The 15602-nt window shown below is 73.1% G+C and carries 14 protein-coding genes; 5 read left to right on the top strand and 9 right to left on the bottom strand.

What is annotated here, in order from left to right:
- Positions 1–12 precede the first annotated feature (12 nt).
- Complete coding sequence (locus tag BIV23_RS14390; protein ID WP_071381206.1) at positions 13–1308, bottom strand: N-acylneuraminate cytidylyltransferase; 1296 nt, start codon at positions 1306–1308, stop codon at positions 13–15.
- Positions 1309–1325: 17 nt separating this feature from the next.
- Positions 1326–2684 carry a DUF6716 putative glycosyltransferase gene (locus tag BIV23_RS14385; protein ID WP_071381205.1) on the bottom strand — a complete coding sequence of 453 codons (1359 nt, stop codon included), beginning with the start codon at positions 2682–2684 and terminating at the stop codon, positions 1326–1328.
- Between the two features lie 198 nt (positions 2685–2882).
- On the opposite strand from BIV23_RS14385, the gene BIV23_RS14380 reads away from it, so the two are divergent.
- The 3 genes from BIV23_RS14380 (at position 2883) to BIV23_RS14370 (ending at position 6431) form a co-directional block, all read left to right on the top strand.
- Positions 2883–3860 carry a glycosyltransferase family 2 protein gene (locus BIV23_RS14380; protein ID WP_071381204.1) on the top strand — a complete coding sequence of 326 codons (978 nt, stop codon included), beginning with the start codon at positions 2883–2885 and terminating at the stop codon, positions 3858–3860.
- Positions 3857–5200 (top strand): polysialyltransferase family glycosyltransferase, encoded by a 1344-nt coding sequence (locus tag BIV23_RS14375; RefSeq protein WP_071381203.1) that lies wholly within the window; start codon positions 3857–3859, stop codon positions 5198–5200. The genes BIV23_RS14380 and BIV23_RS14375 overlap by 4 nt, the downstream gene beginning before the upstream one ends.
- A gap of 85 nt (positions 5201–5285) precedes the next feature.
- Positions 5286–6431 carry an acyltransferase family protein gene (locus BIV23_RS14370; RefSeq protein WP_177239892.1) on the top strand — a complete coding sequence of 382 codons (1146 nt, stop codon included), beginning with the start codon at positions 5286–5288 and terminating at the stop codon, positions 6429–6431.
- A gap of 8 nt (positions 6432–6439) precedes the next feature.
- Here BIV23_RS14370 and BIV23_RS14365 read toward each other — a convergent pair whose 3' ends face one another.
- Positions 6440–7099: a TetR/AcrR family transcriptional regulator C-terminal domain-containing protein gene (locus BIV23_RS14365; RefSeq protein ID WP_071381202.1), complete on the bottom strand. Its 660-nt coding sequence runs from the start codon at positions 7097–7099 to the stop codon at positions 6440–6442.
- A gap of 70 nt (positions 7100–7169) precedes the next feature.
- On the opposite strand from BIV23_RS14365, the gene BIV23_RS14360 reads away from it, so the two are divergent.
- Positions 7170–8549 carry an FAD-dependent monooxygenase gene (locus BIV23_RS14360; protein ID WP_245790529.1) on the top strand — a complete coding sequence of 460 codons (1380 nt, stop codon included), beginning with the start codon at positions 7170–7172 and terminating at the stop codon, positions 8547–8549.
- Between the two features lie 12 nt (positions 8550–8561).
- Here BIV23_RS14360 and BIV23_RS14355 read toward each other — a convergent pair whose 3' ends face one another.
- Both BIV23_RS14355 and BIV23_RS14350 read right to left on the bottom strand, forming a co-directional pair.
- Positions 8562–9134, bottom strand: a complete 573-nt coding sequence (locus tag BIV23_RS14355; protein WP_071381363.1) for a Uma2 family endonuclease — start codon at positions 9132–9134, stop codon at positions 8562–8564.
- A 99-nt stretch (positions 9135–9233) separates the two neighbouring features.
- A complete protein-coding gene (locus BIV23_RS14350) occupies positions 9234–10829 on the bottom strand; it encodes an acyl-CoA mutase large subunit family protein (RefSeq protein WP_071381200.1) in 1596 nt (531 codons plus the stop codon).
- Between the two features lie 84 nt (positions 10830–10913).
- On the opposite strand from BIV23_RS14350, the gene BIV23_RS14345 reads away from it, so the two are divergent.
- Complete coding sequence (locus BIV23_RS14345; RefSeq protein WP_071381199.1) at positions 10914–11753, top strand: L,D-transpeptidase family protein; 840 nt, start codon at positions 10914–10916, stop codon at positions 11751–11753.
- 213 nt (positions 11754–11966) lie between these two features.
- Here the strand turns inward: BIV23_RS14345 and BIV23_RS14340 are convergent, their stop codons facing one another.
- From BIV23_RS14340 to BIV23_RS14325, 4 genes are all read right to left on the bottom strand, one after another.
- Complete coding sequence (locus tag BIV23_RS14340; protein WP_071381198.1) at positions 11967–13070, bottom strand: coiled-coil domain-containing protein; 1104 nt, start codon at positions 13068–13070, stop codon at positions 11967–11969.
- Entirely contained in the window at positions 13070–13732 is a 663-nt protein-coding gene (locus BIV23_RS14335) for an RNA polymerase sigma factor (protein ID WP_071381197.1), read from the bottom strand. Before BIV23_RS14335 ends, BIV23_RS14340 begins: the two co-directional genes overlap by 1 nt.
- A gap of 318 nt (positions 13733–14050) precedes the next feature.
- Positions 14051–14809 (bottom strand): hypothetical protein, encoded by a 759-nt coding sequence (locus tag BIV23_RS14330; protein ID WP_079173147.1) that lies wholly within the window; start codon positions 14807–14809, stop codon positions 14051–14053.
- A 180-nt stretch (positions 14810–14989) separates the two neighbouring features.
- Positions 14990–15598: an RNA polymerase sigma factor gene (locus BIV23_RS14325; RefSeq protein ID WP_071381195.1), complete on the bottom strand. Its 609-nt coding sequence runs from the start codon at positions 15596–15598 to the stop codon at positions 14990–14992.
- Positions 15599–15602 lie beyond the last annotated feature (4 nt).

The following is a 15602-nucleotide window of genomic DNA, read 5'->3' as shown; positions in this document are numbered from 1 at the left end:
CAGGAGATGTCCTTACTTGGGGAGGGAGTCGAGAGAGGGGCCGAGGATCCAGCTGGCGATCTCTCGGATGGCGCCGTCACCGCCGGGGAGGGTGGTGACCGCGCGTGCGGCGCCGCGTACGACGTCGTGGGCGCTCGCGACCGCCACGGGCCAGCCGACGAGGGCGAAGCACGGGAGGTCGTTGACGTCGTTGCCGACGTAGAGCACGCGCTCCGGCGCGATGCCCTGTTCCTCGCACCACTGCTTCAGGGCGAGGTCCTTGCGGTCGATGCCGTGCAGCACCGGGAGCTTCAGCTTCCGGGCGCGGGCGGCGACCACAGGGTTCCGTTCCGTGGACAGGATCAGCATCTTCAGGCCGCTCTTGCGCAGGGCCGCGATGCCGAGTCCGTCGCCGCGGTGCACGGAGACGAACTCCCGTCCTTCGGAGTCGATCAGCACCCGGTCGTCGGTCTGGGTGCCGTCGAAGTCGAGTACGACCGCGTCGATGTCGGCGGCGGTCGGCAGCGAACCGGGGCGGCCCGCGTCGAAGAGGGGGGCCAGCGCGCGGGCGCGGGCCATGTCGTGCGGGTCGTCGATCTCCAGCACGCGCGCGGGGTCCGTGCGGACGAGTTCCGTGCGGCCGAAGAAGCGGTGCTGGTGCTTGCGGAAGCCGGCCGCGTCCATCGCGTAGGCGGCGCCGGTCTCCAGGAAGTCCTGGGGGCGGTCCTGACGGCGGGGGCGGAAGGACTTGTCGTGGTTGACGCCGCGGCCTCCGGCGGTCGCCGCGGTAACGGCGCGGGGGTCGGCCGCCGCGCCGGTGGCCGACTGCCCGCCGGGCGCGGCGAGTTCACCGACCGCCTCCCGCCAGACGAATCCGTGGAACGGCGCGACCGTCAGCGCGGTGTCGGCACCGTCCTCGATGACCGCCGACGCTACCCCGTCGATGTCCTCGCGGACGATGAACGGGCTGGTGCACTGCACGAGCAGGACCGTGTCGACGGCCGCCCCGTGCAGCGCCTCGTGGGCGTCCATGGCGTGCAGGACGGCGGCCTCGGAGGTGGCCGTGTCCCCGGCGATGGCGGCGGGCCGCAGCACGACCTCGGCGCCGGCCTGCCGGGCGGCGGCCGCGATGGCCTGGTCGTCGGTGGACACGACGACGTCGGTCACCAGCCGGGTCGCCCGGCACTCGCGCACCGCGCGCGCCACCAGCGGCACACCGCCGACGGGGGCCAGGTTCTTGGCGGGCACGCCCTTGGAGCCGCCGCGCGCGGGGATCACCGCGAGCACCCGGCGCAGCGTCGCGCCCGGTCCCGCCTCGGGGTTGGACATGGAGTCTCCTTGGAAGGTCACAGCTCCCCCATCCGCCGGATCACGGGGGCCACGCGCTGCACGCCGTGGCGGTAGGCCCCGCGCGCGGCGCGGCGCACGATCCGGCGGACCGGGCCGGGCTCCTTGCCGACGGCGGGCGCGCCGGGCAGCGGGGCGCCGTCGGGGCCGAGGTGGTGGCGGGCGAGGATGCCGGGCAGGTATCCGGGCGCCGTCTCGGGTGTGTAGTAGGGGTTCAGCGGGGGCAGCCCGCCGGGCCGCTCCAGCAGGCCGGCGATGCGCTCGCGCGCGGTGTCGAAGGCCGTCTCGTACGAGCCTCCCCCAGAGGGGGTACCCCCAGCCGCGACGCCCTGCCGGGCCACCCACTCCTCGTCGGCCGCCGGCCGGTGCCCGGCGTCGAGCTGGTCCCAGGAGGCGAGGCACCCGGAGCCGGTGAAGTGGTGGTTGCCGAGCACCTCGCGCACGCCCAGATCGGTGAGGACGACCGTGGGGATACGGCGGTGCAGGGCCTCCAGCGCGGCCGTGGAGCTGATGGTGACCAGCAGGTCGGTGCGGTCCAGCACCTCGCCCATGTGGCCGTACACCAGCCGGAAGTTGGCGGGCGCGTCCGCGCCCTGGACCAGCTTCTGGTACGGCAGCTCCTCGATGTGGGTGGTGTGTTCTCCCGGCTTGGAGCGCAGCTTGAGCAGCACCTCGCGCTCGGGGTGCCTGCGGGCGTGCTCGATGAGCCGGTTCAGCAGGTACGTACGGTCCTCGCGGCTGTCCGGGACGGACGGCTGGGCCGCGAACACCACGGTGTACGGCTCGTGTTCACCGGTGTACGGCGCCCCGCCGAGGAAGGGCAGCGCGACCTCGGTGACCGCGGAGGCGTCCGCGCCCACGCCCTCGTACACGGCTCGGAACCGGTCCGCGTCGTGCCGGGAGTTGGCGAGGACGAGGTCGGCGCCGTGCCGCAGCAGCAGGCCGTCGGCGAGCTTCTCGTAGACGACACCGACGTAGCCGGTGACGACCACCGGCCGCTTGCCGAAGGTGTCGGATCCGCCGCCGCCCCAGGCGCTCCGCAGTCCGTGCAGCATGGCCTGGACGCCGCCGCCGACCAGGGCGAGGACGAGGAGGTCGTACGGCTCCTCGGTCGTCGCGCCGGTCATGGCGCGCAGGAACTCGACGCCGGTGACCTCGCGGAGCGAGTCCGCCCGGACGCCCACCTCCCTCAGCTGACGGGCTGTCGGGGTGGCGCGCCCCCGCAGGAGGTAGCCGTCGAGCCGGATCTCGGAGTCGGCGGGGGCGAGGCGCTGCGCGGTGAGGGCCCCCCACTTCCACCGGGTGTCGGAATCGGCGAGGACGGCGACCCGCAGGGACTTCGTAGCACTTGCTGGCACGGCGAAGACGCTAGGAAGCGATTCCGTTGTTCGGCCCAACCTGAATGCAACAAACGGTTAACAGCACATCGCTGAATGGCGAATCGGGTCGTCAACCCGCCCGGAAATAGCCCGGTTCACAGCTTCGCCACGTGTCGTTCACTCAGCATCAAGCAAAGCGTCAAGACGAATCACGGGCTTCCCCCTAACGTCCCTGACGTGGTCAAGCTCTCCGTCATCGTGCCGTTCTACAACGTGCAGCAATACGCGCCCGACACCCTCAGGAGTCTGAAGGCGAATGCCCGGGACGACTTTGAGTTCATTCTCGTCGACGACTGTTCCCGCGACGGGACACCGGACATTCTCGCGCGCGCGGAGCGCGAGCTGCCCGGAGCGGTCCATGTCCGGCACGAACAGAACGGGGGGCTGGCGACCGCCCGCAACACCGGGATCGACCGGGCGCGCGGTGAGTACCTGACGTTCCTGGACGGCGACGACTGGCTCGCCCCCGGCTACTTCCCTCAACTGGTCGCCGCGATAGACGAGTTGGGCTGCGACTTCATCCGTACCGACCATGTGCAGTGCACCGCGCGCTCGCGCCAGGTGCACCGGGTGCCGGTCGGCCGGCGCGGCGTGGTGACGAGCCCGCGCGAGGCGATCCTGCCCGCCGACCGCTCGACGTCCGTCGACTACGCGTACGCGTGGGCCGGCGTCTACCACCGGCGGCTCGTGGACAAGGGCCTGCTGCACTTCACCGACGGGCTGCGCACGGCCGAGGACCGGCCGTGGATCTGGAAGCTGCACCGGGAGGCGGAATCCTTCGCCGCGGTGAGCATGCTCGGCGTGTTCTACCGGCGCGGGGTCGCCTCGTCGCTCACCCAGATCGGCGATGTACGGCAGCTGGATTTCATTCGCGCGTTCGATCAGGTCGTCGCGGAAACCGCCGAGGATCCGCAGGCTGACGAACTGCTGCCGAAGGCCGTCCGTACCTATTGCGCCATCATTTCCCATCATCTGGGAACCATCGAAAGGTTCGAGCCCGCGGTGGCGAAAAAGCTGAAATCCATGAGCGCCGCGGCCCTGCGGCGCATGCCGCAGGACGTGCTGGACGAGGCGCTCGACTCCATGGACCTCCCGCGCGCCTCCAAGCTGCGCCGGCTGCGCCGCCGTCCCGCTCCCGCGGGGGCCGCCGCGTGACGACCCAGATCTTCCAGGCGTCGACGCTGTACGGCACGGCCACGCTCGCCGCCGCCCTGGACTCCGGCTGCTTCGGCCCGGCCGACCGGCGGATCCTGCTGGTCTGCAACAACTCCACCACCCCGGAGACGACGCCCGCCCTCGACCAGGCGCCCGGCTTCGAGAAGCTGCGCGACCGCTTCGACGACGTGATCTCGTACAACGAGACGATCTTCCCGTTCCACCCGGGCGGCTGGGCCCCGCGGGTGGACGACATGCCGCTGTGGGAACGCTTCCTGCGCCACGAGTGGCGACTGGGCGACGACGACGTCGAGCTGGCCGTCGAGTCGATCCAGGTCAACCCGTCGCTGGCGCTCGGCCAGATCTTCACCGGCGCGCCCGTGACGGTCTACGCCGACGGCCTGATGAGCTACGGCCCCACCCGCAACAAGATCGACCCGCTGGTCGGCACCCGGGTGGACCGGGTGCTGCACCTGGACCTCGTCCCCGGCCTGAAGCCGCTGCTGCTCACGGAGTTCGGCGTCGAGGGCGAGGTCGTGCCGACGGCCGCCTTCACCAAGGTGCTCGCCGACCTCGGGCCCACGGACTCCGGGGACGCGGCGCTGCCGGACGTCGAGGAGCCGGCGCTGCTGCTCGGCCAGTACCTCTCGGCGCTGGAGATCCTCACCCCCGAGCAGGAAGACCACCTGCACGTGCGGATGCTGCGGGGCGCGGCCGCGCTCGGGCACACCAAGGTGGTGTTCAAGCCGCACCCGTCCGCGCCGGCGAGCTTCACCCGCTCGCTGGAGCGGGAGGCACAGAAGCTGAAGGTCGAACTGACCGTGCTCGACACCCCGGTCCTCGCCGAGGTGCTGTACCAGCGGATGCGTCCCGCGCTGGTCGTCGGCTGCTTCTCCACCGCCCTGCTCACGGCCCGGGCGCTGTACGGCCTGCCTGTCGCCCGGATCGGCACCGAGGTGCTGCTGGAGCAGGTCACGCCGTACGAGAACAGCAACCGGATCCCGGTCACCATCGTCGACGCGCTGCTGCCCGAACTGGGCGACAGGGCGGCCGTCGAGGAGCAGCGCCGGGGCATGGACGTCGAGGAACTCGGCGCGCTGGTGCGGGCGGTGGGCTTCGCGATGCAGCCGAAGATCCTGCCGCGGCTGCGCTCCGAGGTCGAGGGCTGGCTGGCGCGGCACCAGAACCCGCGGACCCTGCGCTACTTCAAGCGCCGGCGCCTGACCTCCCTGGCCCTCCCCGGCGGGGTACCGGCTCAGCTGGCGTTCATCCCCCGCAACGCCACGGTCCGCCGGGTCGCCCGCAAGGCCCGCAGCCTGCGCCGGGGCGCACGCGACTGAACCGGGCCGCGGGGCAGGGGCGCGCGAGCGGCCGGGCCCGGCGACGGCACAACCCTGAAGACCATCCAGGAAGGACTCGACCTCCATGGCAGCGTCACCGCCACCCCCCGGCCTCGCCGCCGCGCCCGGCCCGCCGATACCCCGCCCGGCCGGCGCCCCGCCCACCGCCGGTGGCGGGCGCACGAGCCGCCTCTTGGCCCTGGACGGTCTGCGGCTCGTGGCCGCGCTGATGGTCTGCCTGTACCACTACACCGGACGCGGCGGCACGGTCTCCGCGTCCTGGCACGGCAGCCCGGCGCACCTCTTCCCGACCCTGTCCCGGGCCGCCGTCTACGGCAACTTCGGGGTCGAGCTCTTCTTCGTCATCAGCGGCTTCGTGATCTGCATGAGCAGTTGGGGCCGCACGCTCGGGGACTTCTTCCGCTCCCGCGTCTCGCGCCTGTACCCGGCCTACTGGGTGGCCCTGTTCCTGATCACCGGGGCCTCCCTCGCCATGCCCGTCGTCGTCCACGCGGTCCGGCCGGACGAGTTCCTGGTCAACCTGACGATGCTCCAGCAGCCGATGGGGGCGAAGCGGGTCCTCGGCGTGTGCTGGACGCTCTGGGTCGAGCTGCGCTTCTACGTGCTGTTCGCGCTGCTCGTCGTGGTGCGCGGGGTGACCCGGCGCCGGGTGGTGCTGTTCGCCTGCGTGTGGACGCTGGCGGCGGTGCTGAGCCACAGCTCCGGGAACGAGCTGCTGAACCAGGTGGTCATGCCCGAGTACGCCCCCTTCTTCATCGGCGGCCTGGCGCTGTACCTGATCCACCGCTTCGGCAGCGACCTGCTCTCGTGGGGCATCGTCGCGATGTCCTGGCTGCTCGCCCAGCGGGAGGCCACCACCGGCCTGTGGGGCCACCACCCGCACCGCGATCCGTACGTCGTCATCCTGATCGTCACCGTCGCGTTCGCGGCCGTCGCCGTCGTGGCGCTCGGCTGGGCGAGCTGGGCCAGGTGGCGCTGGCTGGTGACGGCGGGCGCGCTGACGTACCCGTTCTACCTGGTCCACGAGCACCTGGGCTGGTTCGTCATCCGGGTGCTGCACCGGGGTCTGGGCCTCGGCCCGTGGCCGACACTCGTGGTGACGGTGCTGGGCATGCTGGCGCTGGCCTGGCTGATCCACCGGTTCGTGGAGAGGCCCTTCGGGCCCCGGCTGAAGCGGGCCCTCAAGACGGCGCGGACACCGGCGGGCTGAACCCCGGGTCAGCCGATTCCGTACCGCGCTCCGATCCCCGCGACGACGACCGCCAGTCCTTCCTCGAACTGGCGGTCGTAGTCGTCGAAGAGCAGCCCGCCGGCCGCCGCCGCGAGCGGGAAGTCCGCGAGCCGGCGGGCCCGTTCCGCGACGTCGTACCCCTCCCGGCGCTCGCCCGGCAGGGGCCGTACGCCCTGTTCCTCGGTGACGAAGCCGATCGTGTACGCGTTCGTCGTCCGGCCCGCGTCGACCGCCTGGGCGAGGGTGAACCCGGCGTCCGTCAGCAGCCGCAGGTTCGCCTCCAGGGCGGGGGCGTGCTCGGTGCCCGTGAAGCGTGAGCCGCTGTAGACCTTGGCGCCGTCGCGGTAACCGAGCAGCGCGGCGCGCAGCCCCCGGCCCGTCTTCAGCAGCCGCTCCTGCCAGCCGTCGTCCGGATCGGGCGGCGCGGCGGCGGCCATCCGCCGGTACATCTCCGTCGCCATCTCGTCCAGCAGCGCCTGCTTGTCCTTGAAGTGCCAGTACAGGGCGGGCGCCTTGACGTCCAGCTCGGCGGCGATGGCGCGCAGGGTCAGGCCGTCCAGTCCCGCCTCGTTCAGCAGCCGCAGCGCGGTGTCGGCGACGCGACGGCGGTCCAGGGGGGCGCGGGGGGCGCGTTTCTCGGGGCTCACACTTGACAGCTTAACAGCGTTAAGGGCACGCTTCCGGGCGACGGCACTTAACGACGTTAAGGAGAGGAGTATCGCGATGGACGTTCTGATCGTGGGCGCGGGTCCGACCGGTCTCGCCCTCGGCATCGACCTGGCCCGGCGCGGAGTGGAGGCGCTCGTGCTGGAGCGGGCCGCAGGCCTGTTCCCCGGCTCGCGCGGCAAGGGGATCCAGCCCCGTACCCAGGAGGTCTTCGACGACCTGGGCGTACTGGCCGCGATCCGCGCGGCGGGCGGTCCGTACCCGGACCGGATGATCTGGAAGGACGGCGAGCGCGTCGGCGCAGAGCCGATGTTCGACACGGTCGCGGCGGACGACGGCGCGCCGTACACCGAGCCGCTGATGGTCGCGCAGTGGCGCACGCAGGAGGTGCTGTACGCGCGGCTGCTGGAGCTGGGCGGCCGGGTCGCCTTCGGGTGCGAGGTGACGGGCGCCGGGCAGGACGCGGACGGGGCGGCCGTGGAGTTCGCCGACGGTACGGCACTGCGCGCGCGGTACGTCGTCGCGGCCGACGGCGGACGCTCGGCGATCCGGCGGGCGCTGGGGGTCGGCATGGCCGGCGAGAGCGTGGACCCGGCGCCGTTCATGGTGGCGGACGTCCGGGTGCGGGGCCTGGACCGCGGGTACTGGCACACCTTCCCGAAGGACGACGGCACGGTCGTGGGCCTGTGCCCGCTGGCCGGCACGGACGACTTCCAGCTCCAGGCCCGCCTCCCCGAGGGCACGGCCCCCGACCTGTCCCTGGACGGCATCCGCACGCTGGTCGCCGCGTACACGCACCTGAACCGCGCCGACGTGACGGCGCTGCGCTGGGCCTCCGACTTCCGCCCGCGCGCGGCCCTGGCGGACCGCTTCCGGGTGGGCCGGGTCCTGCTCGCGGGCGACGCGGCCCACGTCCACTCCCCGGCGGGCGGCCAGGGCCTGAACACCAGCGTCCAGGACGCCTACAACCTGGGCTGGAAGCTGGGCGCGGTGCTGCGGGCCGGAGCGCCGGACACCCTGCTCGACACCTACGAGGAGGAGCGCCGGGCGAACGCGGCGGCCATGCTGGACCTGTCCACCGGGGTGCACCGGGGCGAGGTGCGCCGAGGCTCCGCGACGGTCCAACTCGACCTGGGCTACCGGGAGTCGAGCCTCACGGAGGAGACCCGCGCGAACCCGGCCGGGGTGCGGGCCGGCGACCGCGCGCCCGACGGCACGGTGGACGGCGTACGCCTCTTCGACGCGTTCCGAGGGCCGCACTGGACGCTGCTGGGCGCTCCCGGCTCCCCGGTCCCCGGGGTGCGCTCACTCCCGGCGGCCCCGGAGTCGTACGGCCCGGGTGTCTTCCTGGTCCGCCCGGACGGCTATGTGGGCTGGGCGGGTGACTCCTCGGACGGGGCCGGGGCCTACCTGGCCAAGCTCGGCATCTGACCCGCCTGGTGGTCAGTCGTCGCCGTCGAGGAGGGTGTCGACGGAGAGGTCGAGGGTGACGCCGACGGATTCGGGGAGGGGGACGGTCTGGCCGCGCTTGTAGCGGGCGGGGTCGGAGTATTTGCCGTCGACGGGGTCCGTGTAGAGCAGGACTTCATCGTGCCGGCGATCGGCGATGAGGTACACCGGGACACTGGCGCGCGCATAGACATCGACCTTGGTGGCCGTGTCATTGGTCCAGTTGGAGGAGGTCACTTCCAGGACCAGGCGGAAGACATGAGGCGCATAGCAGTTCTTCTCGACAAGCGCATCGTGGAAGTCGTCGTCCACGATCGCCAAGTCGGGTACGGCGTAGTCATACGGCCCCGTCGGCAACCACAGGCCGATGCCCGCCACGGTTCTGAGCCCTGCCTGCCGGTCTCCCGCCTGGTGGCACGCCACGATCAACCAAGAGAGTGTCATTTGATGCGGCCCGTCCGGCGGCGGTGTCACGACGATGCTCCCGTTGAGGATCTCGACCCGGTGCCCGGGCAGTTCCTCCCAGAGCCTGTCGGCGGCATCGGCAAGCGACGACTCATGCAGCATCACAGCCACGGCACCCTCCTTTCAGGAACACTCTTCATGAGCGTAACCGGCACCGGGCCGCATCCGCCCATGATCACCCAAACGGAGTATCCGCCCAGCTCAGAGCACCTCCGACGGCTCGTACCTCCCCCACACCTCCCGCAGCGCGTCGCACACCTCCCCGACCGTCGCCCGGGCCCGCAGCGCCTCCCGCATGGGATACAGCACGTTGTCCTCGCCCCCGGCCGCCTTCTTCAGCGCGGCCAGCGCCGAGTCCACCGCCCCCCGGTCGCGCCGCGTCCGCAGCCGCTCCAGCCGCTCCGCCTGCCGGGCCTCGATCGCCGGGTCCACCCGCAGCGGCGCGTACGGCTCCTCCTCGTCGAGGCGGAAGCGGTTGACGCCCACGACGACCCGCTCGCCGGAGTCGGTCTCCTGGGCGATGCGGTACGCGTTCCGCTCGATCTCGGCCTTCTGGAAGCCCTGCTCGATGGCGGCCACCGCCCCGCCCAGGTCCTCCACCCGGCGCATCAGGTCGACGGCCGCCGCCTCGACGTCGTCCGTCATCCGCTCCACCGCGTACGACCCGGCGAACGGATCCACCGTCGCCGTCACGTCCGTCTCGTACGCCAGCACCTGCTGGGTGCGCAGCGCCAGCCGTGCGCTCTTGTCCGTCGGCAGCGCGATCGCCTCGTCGAAGGAGTTGGTGTGCAGCGACTGGGTCCCGCCGAGCACCGCGCCGAGGGCCTGGACGGCGACCCGGACGAGGTTCACCTCCGGCTGCTGCGCGGTCAGCTGGACCCCGGCGGTCTGGGTGTGGAAGCGCAGCATCAGCGACCTGGGGTCGCGCGCGCCGAACTCGTCCCTCATCACCCGCGCCCAGATCCTGCGCGCCGCACGGAACTTGGCGATCTCCTCCAGCAGCGTCGTACGGGCCACGAAGAAGAACGACAGCCGGGGCGCGAACGCGTCCACGTCCATACCCGCCGCCACCGCCGTACGGACGTACTCGATGCCGTCGGCGAGCGTGAACGCGATCTCCTGCACGGGCGAGGCGCCCGCCTCGGCCATGTGGTAGCCGGAGATCGAGATCGTGTTCCACCGGGGGATCTCGGCGGCGCAGTACTTGAAGATGTCCGCCGTCAGCCGCAGGGACGGCTTCGGCGGGAAGATGTACGTCCCGCGCGCGATGTACTCCTTCAGCACGTCGTTCTGGACCGTGCCGGTCAGCCGGTCCGCCGGGACGCCCTGCTCCTCCGCCACCAGCTGGTACAGGAGCAGCAGCAGGGCCGCCGGGGCGTTGATCGTCATCGACGTGGAGACCTGGTCCAGCGGGATGCCGTCGAACAGCACCCGCATGTCCTCGACCGAGTCGACGGCCACGCCGACCTTGCCCACCTCGCCGTGCGCGAGGGGCGCGTCGGAGTCGTGGCCCATCTGGGTGGGCAGGTCGAAGGCGACGGACAGGCCGGTGGTGCCGTGCGCGATCAGCTGCCGGTAGCGGGCGTTGGACTCGGCGGCCGTGCCGAAGCCGGCGTACTGGCGCATCGTCCAGGGGCGGCCGGTGTACATGGTCGGGTAGACCCCGCGCGTGAACGGGTACCCGCCCGGTTCGCCGAGCTGCCGCGCCGGGTCCCAGCCGGTGAGGTCGGCCGGTCCGTAGACCGGCGCGATAGGCAGTCCCGACTCCGACTCGCGTGCCTCCGGCTCACCTGCCATGAACGCCTCCGCCCGCCGTACCTCTCGTCCCCTCTCACCATGCCCCGTAGTTCGGCGGCGGTCACGCGGGGAAACATCCCCGGCATGAGGATCAGGGGCACCAGGGGCCCGCTCGCCGCCGTCCGCATCTCCTCCGCCGCTCTCGCCGCCCTCACCGCCCTCGTCGGCTGCACCGTGCAGCCGATGGCCGGCGCCGACGGCAAACCCGTCCCGCCGGTGCGCGTCGGGCCGCCGTCGGGCGGCACTCCCCGCACCGCCCGGACGGTCCCGGCCCCGAGCGTCGTACCGGCGTCCCCGGCGCTGTGGTCACCGGGCGACAGCGGGCCCGGCGTGCGGGAACTCCAGGCCCGGCTGCGCCAGCTGGACTGGCTGTTCGACGGGCCGACGGGGTCCTACGACGATCTGACCGAGCACGCCGTCGAGGGGTTCCAGGGCAGGCGCGGGCTGCCCCGGACCGGGCGGACGGACACCGTCACCTGGCAGCGGCTGGTGGCGATGACGCACCCGCCCGGCCAGTGGGAGCTGTACCTGATGGGCGGCCAGCCGGCCGGCCCGCCCGACCCGCGCTGCCTGACCGGGCGCGTGCTGTGCATCGACAAGACCACGCGGACCCTGCGCTGGATGGTCGACGGGCGGACGGTGTCGGCCATGTCGGTGCGCTTCGGGGCGCAGTACTCACCCACCCGCGAGGGCGTCTTCCACGTCTACTGGAAGGCGCGGACCTGGGTCTCCACGCTCTACCACTCGCCGATGCCGTACGCGATGTTCTTCAGCGGCGGGCAGGCGGTGCACTACTCCTACGACTTCGCGGCGCGCGGTTACGCGGGCGGCTCGCACGGCTGCGTGAACGTCCGCGACGAGACGGCGATCCAGCAGCTGTTCGCGCAGGTGCGGGTGGGCGACACGGTCGTCGTCCACTGGTGAGGGATCCGCCGGTGACGGTGCGAGGGAGATAGGGCGCGGGCGGGACCGGGGGAACGTGTCCCGCCCGCGCCGAGGGCACGAGCCGTGGGTACGGGGGGAACCCCGGCTCAGTGCGACGGCCGATGACCAGTCGGCTCACTCTGTACTGCGTCGTGGGCTCCGGAAACGTCACACCCCGCGCCGAAAAAATTTCGCCGATCACAAAACCGCAGGTCAGGAGCTTGACGGTGCGGCGTCGCCCTGGGACCCGCCGCCGCTGCCCTGGTCACCGCCGCCGCTGCCGCCGCTGCCGTTGCCGCCCTGGCCGTGACCGCCGCCGTGACCGGAGCGGTCGCCGCCTCCCGGGTGACCGCCGCCGTCACCCTGCCCCTGGCCGTCGCCGCCCTTGCCCTGGCCGTCGCCGTTCCCCTGGCCCTTGCCCTTGTCCTTGCCCAGGTGCTTTCCCGGGTCGTCGCCGTTGCCGCCGAGAGCGCCGCCGGCCGCGGAGTCGACGGCGTCCAGGACCACCTTGCAGAAGCTGTCTACGCGCGAGGACCCGCCCGCCAGGTCCTCCAGCGTGCGCATCCGGCCGGAGTCGGGCGCCTTGCCGTCGCGGATGGCCCGGCAGACCCCGGCGAAGCCCTGCCAGCTGCCGCCCGGAGCCCCGCTCGGGGCGCCCGGACTCGCGCCGGGGCCCGGTCCGGTGCTCGCGCCCGGGGTGGCACCCGGGCTCGTGCCCGCGCCGCTCGGCACGCCCGGGCCGGGGCTCACGGGGGCGGACGGCGGGACCGAGGCGAGCGGTGAGGCGGAGCTCTGGTCGGCCGAGACGGAGGTGGCGGGGGCGGGCCGCTCGGTCCCGAACGTGGGCAGCACCCCGCTCCCGACGGCCATGGCGACGCCGCCGAGCATGCCCGCGCTCACTCCCGCGGCGAGCGCCAGACGCACCGGGCGGGCCCAGCGGGGGCGACGGGGACGGCCGCCCGGGATTCCGGTACGGGCCGCGGAGGACGGGCGGACCCGGGCGCCGATGCGGATCAGACCGGCGTCGGAGGGCGGGGCGGATTCGCCGGAGCGCTCGCCGACGGCGCCCTCGGCGAGGGCGGCGGCGGTCCGCTCGGCCTCGGCGGCCTCGCGGGCCTTGCGGAACGCGGCCAGGGCGGCCTGTTCGCCGGGGAGTTCACCGGTGGCGGCAGTCCCCTGCGCGGACAGCGCGCCGAGCGCCCGGGAAAGGCGTTCGGCCTGGTCACGTGCGCGAGCGTCGACGGCTTCCAGCGACTCACCGCGCAGCAGACGTTCCGCCGTCTCACGGTTCAGCCACTTGTCGTGCTCGTCGGCCATCACATGTCCTTCTGCGTCCGCGTACGCGTATGCGTCACAGTTGCGGACGACACCGCGCCGCGGCGCGGTTCTCGCTGGGGTGGGAGCGCGTCGAGGGCGCCCGCGGATTCCGGATCCTGGCCGAGCAGCTCCGCGAGCCGCTTCAGGCCTCGGTGCGCCGCGGTGCGTACGGCACCGGCGCGTTTGCCGAGCGTCTCGGCGGCGGTCTTGGCGTCCAGGCCGACCACCACGCGCAGGACGACCGCCTCGGCCTGGTCCTGCGGGAGCCGCGCGATGAGGGAGAGGGTGCTGCCGGTGGCCAGCGCCTCGATGGCCTCGCCGGCCGTGTCGGACTCGGCGGCCCGGCCGGTCAGTTCCGTCTCGTCGCCGCCTATGGCGGGGCGCCGGCCGCGCATCCGTATGTGGTCCAGGGCGCGGTTGCGGGCGATCCGGGCGGCCCAGCCGCGGAACCGGTCGGCGTCCCCGCTGAACCGGTCCAGGTCGCGGGCGATCTGCAACCAGGCCTCCGACGCGACGTCCTCGGCGTCCGGATCCCCGACCAGCGTGCGGACGTAACCGAGCAGGCGCGGTTGCACGGCGCGGTACACCGTACGAAATGCGGCCTCGTCCCCGTCCTGTGCCGCACGCACCGCGGCGGTCAGCTCCGCGTCGTCCCCCAGCACGTGACTCCCTTTACGCCTGTTTCCGGTCCGGCGCGAAAGGCACGTTACGGCGTCAAAGCGGTCCTCGTCCATGTCCGTCGACGACTATGTAGACGATGCAACTAACTCGTGACCGGGTGCGGGAGTGCGCAGGGTGAGCATGCGCGGGGTCGGGGTGTGACAGAAAACGCAGTCATGGCGCTGTAGGAAGTACGGGCCGCGCGCGGCCCGTCCGCGCGACGGCCGGGGCCTCTCCTGTGGGGGGTGGCGGCCCCGGCCGTTGCCCCGGCGGACCGCTGCTCCGTCTCCCGGACCGCTGCTTCCTCTTCTCCCGGACCGCTACTTCTTCTTGCGGGACGGCTTCGAACTCGCGGCGGAATGGCCGGACTTGCCGCTTCTGCCCTTTTCGTCAGCACTTTGGGCTTTATGGGCAGATCTGCCGGTACTGCGCCTGCCGCTGCTCCTACTGCTCTTCTCCGCGAGGGCGCAGTAGGCCGCGACGTGGTCCTTGCCGCCCGCGGCCGTCAGAAGGCGCTGCCAGGCCGTGGCGTCGAGCGCCTTGCCCTCACCCGCGACCTGCTCGTACGCGCGGCAGTGCGCCAGGGTGTCCTTGGCGGTGTCCGGGCGGTCCGGGTGCGCGCCGGGCGCGGCGGACGCGCCTGCACCGGCCCGCCCCGGGGCGCTCGTCACCGGGTGCGCGGGGCGGGCGCCGCCGTGGTCGCCGCCCGACGAGGAGCCGACCGCGCCGATCGCCGCCACGGCGACACCGCCCAGCGTGAGGCTCGCGGCGAACACCGAGAGCGTGGCCTTCACCGACAGCCGCGCACGCCACGGCTGCCGGGGCCGCCAGTCGTCCCGGCGCCGGGTCCGCGCCCGGTGCGGGCCGGCGTCCCGCGCGGCGCGGAACGCGCTCACCGCGTGCAGCTCGGCGCCGGGGTCGAGGGGACCGGTGCACAGGGCGTCGGCGAGGCTCGCTTCCAGCGCGGCGATGCCGGCGCCGGGGACGTCGGCGGTGGACCGGGGGCCGGGGGCGGCGGCCGCGCCGGGGTGTACGTGCCGACGGCCGGGCAGTCCGCCGCCGCTGTGCCGTTCACCCATGTCAGTTCCCGTCCCTGTCCGATCTGTCCGCCACAACCGCCCCACGCATGCCGTCCGCCCGGCCGGTCGCATGCCGCGCCTCGCCGGGGGCGCACACGGCGTCCCGGCTCGGCCTTGTTCCATACGGCCCGTGGCCGCCGGCGTTCATCCGCGCGCTCGCGGGTGCCGGTCCGCCGTGGTTCATGTCGACTCCCCCAGCGCGCCGACGCCGTCATCCGTCACACCCAGCTGGCGGGCGAGACGTTTCAGGCCCCGGTGCGCGGCCGTGCGCACGGCGCCGGGCCGCTTGCCGAGGACGCGTGCGGCGGCCGGTCCGTCCAGGCCGACGACGACGCGCAGCAGCACCGCCTCCGCCTGGTCGGGGGGCAGCCCCCGGACCAGTTCGAGGGCGCGCTCGGTGGACAGGGACTCCAGCGCCTGGTCGTGGGTGCTGTGCGGCCCGGGCAGGTCCAGTACGTCCTGTTCGAGCGTGGTTCCCCGGGGCCTTACCCGCTGCCGGCGCAGATGGTCCAGGGCCCGGTGCCGGGCGATGGTGGCGCTCCAGCCGCGGAACCCGGCGCCGTCGCCCTTGAACCGGCCCAGGTCCCGGGCGATCTCCAGCCAGGCGTCGGAGGCCACGTCCTCCGCGTCGTCGCCGACCAGACCACGCAGATACCCGAGCAGCCCGGGCTGGACGATGCGGTACGCGACCGCGAAGGCGGCCTCGTCCCCCTCCTGGGCACGTGCGACGGCCTCGCCCAGCTCGGCGTCGTACGCCTGTCGGCGCCGACGTTCCCCTCCGTGGCCCAAGAAC

This window comes from Streptomyces monashensis (assembly GCF_001866665.1).
Taxonomy (GTDB): Bacteria; Actinomycetota; Actinomycetes; order Streptomycetales; family Streptomycetaceae; genus Streptomyces; species Streptomyces monashensis.
Note: the sequence above shows the minus strand (reverse complement) of the source record. Positions and strands in the feature narration are given on the sequence as shown.